Source organism: Staphylococcus pasteuri (assembly GCF_003970495.1).
GTDB classification, from domain to species: Bacteria; Bacillota; Bacilli; order Staphylococcales; family Staphylococcaceae; genus Staphylococcus; species Staphylococcus pasteuri.
Window position 1 is genome coordinate 1 of sequence record NZ_RXWW01000006.1, and the last position, 2,222, is coordinate 2,222.

Annotated in this window: 1 rRNA gene; it reads left to right on the forward strand. The window is 48.3% G+C overall.

Going from position 1 to position 2,222, the window contains the following annotated elements:
• Window positions 1–85: 85 nt before the first annotated feature.
• Window positions 86–2,222, forward strand: a 23S ribosomal RNA gene (locus tag CD121_RS00775); the annotation flags it as partial.

The following is a 2,222-nucleotide window of genomic DNA, read 5'->3' on the forward strand; positions in this document are numbered from 1 at the left end:
AGCTTGAATTCATAAGAAATAATCGCTAGTGTTCGAAAGAACACTCACAAGATTAATAACGCGTTTCCTGTAGGATGGAAACATAGATTAAGTTATTAAGGGCGCACGGTGGATGCCTTGGCACTAGAAGCCGAAGAAGGACGTTACTAACGACGATATGCTTTGGGGAGCTGTAAGTAAGCGTTGATCCAGAGATTTCCGAATGGGGAAACCCAACATGAGTTATGTCATGTTATCGATATGTGAATACATAGCATATCAGAAGGCAGACCCGGAGAACTGAAACATCTTAGTACCCGGAGGAAGAGAAAGAAAAATCGATTCCCTGAGTAGCGGCGAGCGAAACGGGAAGAGCCCAAACCAACAAGCTTGCTTGTTGGGGTTGTAGGACACTCTATACGGAGTTACAAAAGTATATATTAGACGAATCATCTGGAAAGTTGAATCAAAGAAGGTAATAATCCTGTAGTCGAAAATATATACTCTCTTGAGTGGATCCTGAGTACGACGGAGCACGTGAAATTCCGTCGGAATCTGGGAGGACCATCTCCTAAGGCTAAATACTCTCTAGTGACCGATAGTGAACCAGTACCGTGAGGGAAAGGTGAAAAGTACCCCGGAAGGGGAGTGAAAGAGAACTTGAAACCGTGTGCTTACAAGTAGTCAGAGCCCGTTAATGGGTGATGGCGTGCCTTTTGTAGAATGAACCGGCGAGTTACGATTTGATGCAAGGTTAAGCAGTGAATGTGGAGCCGTAGCGAAAGCGAGTCTGAATAGGGCGTTGAGTATTTGGTCGTAGACCCGAAACCAGGTGATCTACCCTTGGTCAGGTTGAAGTTCAGGTAACACTGAATGGAGGACCGAACCGACTTACGTTGAAAAGTGAGCGGATGAACTGAGGGTAGCGGAGAAATTCCAATCGAACCTGGAGATAGCTGGTTCTCTCCGAAATAGCTTTAGGGCTAGCCTCAAGTGATGATTATTGGAGGTAGAGCACTGTTTGGACGAGGGGCCCTTCTCGGGTTACCGAATTCAGACAAACTCCGAATGCCAATCAATTTAACTTGGGAGTCAGAACATGGGTGATAAGGTCCGTGTTCGAAAGGGAAACAGCCCAGACCACCAGCTAAGGTCCCAAAATATATGTTAAGTGGAAAAGGATGTGGCGTTGCCCAGACAACTAGGATGTTGGCTTAGAAGCAGCCATCATTTAAAGAGTGCGTAATAGCTCACTAGTCGAGTGACACTGCGCCGAAAATGTACCGGGGCTAAACATATTACCGAAGCTGTGGATTGTCCGTAGGACAATGGTAGGAGAGCGTTCTAAGGGCGTTGAAGCATGATCGCAAGGACATGTGGAGCGCTTAGAAGTGAGAATGCCGGTGTGAGTAGCGAAAGACGGGTGAGAATCCCGTCCACCGATTGACTAAGGTTTCCAGAGGAAGGCTCGTCCGCTCTGGGTTAGTCGGGTCCTAAGCTGAGGCCGACAGGCGTAGGCGATGGATAACAGGTTGATATTCCTGTACCACCTAGTATCGTTTTAATCGATGGGGGGACGCAGTAGGATAGGCGAAGCGTGCTATTGGATTGCACGTCCAAGCAGTAAGACTGAGTGTTAGGCAAATCCGGCACTCATAAGGTCAAGCTGTGATGGGGAGAGGAAATTGTTTCCTCGAGTCGTTGATTTCACACTGCCAAGAAAAGCCTCTAGATAGATAACAGGTGCCCGTACCGCAAACCGACACAGGTAGTCAAGATGAGAATTCTAAGGTGAGCGAGCGAACTCTCGGTTAAGGAACTCGGCAAAATGACCCCGTAACTTCGGGAGAAGGGGTGCTCTTTAGGGTTAACGCCCAGAAGAGCCGCAGTGAATAGGCCCAAGCGACTGTTTATCAAAAACACAGGTCTCTGCTAAACCGTAAGGTGATGTATAGGGGCTGACGCCTGCCCGGTGCTGGAAGGTTAAGAGGAGTAGTTAGCTTCTGCGAAGCTACGAATCGAAGCCCCAGTAAACGGCGGCCGTAACTATAACGGTCCTAAGGTAGCGAAATTCCTTGTCGGGTAAGTTCCGACCCGCACGAACGGCGTAACGATTTGGGCACTGTCTCAACGAGAGACTCGGTGAAATCATAGTACCTGTGAAGATGCAGGTACCCGCGACAGGACGGAAAGACCCCGTGGAGCTTTACTGTAGCCTGATATTGAAATTCGGCACAGCTTGT